Genomic DNA, 234 nt, shown 5'->3' on the forward strand with positions numbered 1-234 from the left:
TGCGGGTTGAGCCCCCTGTTCTCATGCACGACGATGACGGTACCGAGCTTGCCCGCCTGGTTCGCCGGCTTGACCAGATAGCCCTTCATCTCGCCGCTGCCGCCGGGGTAGCTGATGTCCTCGCCCTTCACGCGCGGATCGTTGTCGGCGACGATTGCTGCTTGCGCCGAATTGGCCGCCAGAAGCGGCGCGATCGCTGCCGCCGCCGCACCTGATCCGGCAAGCCGGGTCAAC

General features: G+C 67.1%; 1 pseudogene. It reads right to left on the reverse strand.

Going from position 1 to position 234, the window contains the following annotated elements:
* A pseudogene (locus tag AC0L3S_RS39775) lies at positions 1-234 on the reverse strand (dienelactone hydrolase family protein); the annotation flags it as partial.

The sequence above is a fragment of the Bradyrhizobium sp. Ken01 genome (genome assembly GCF_055807355.1).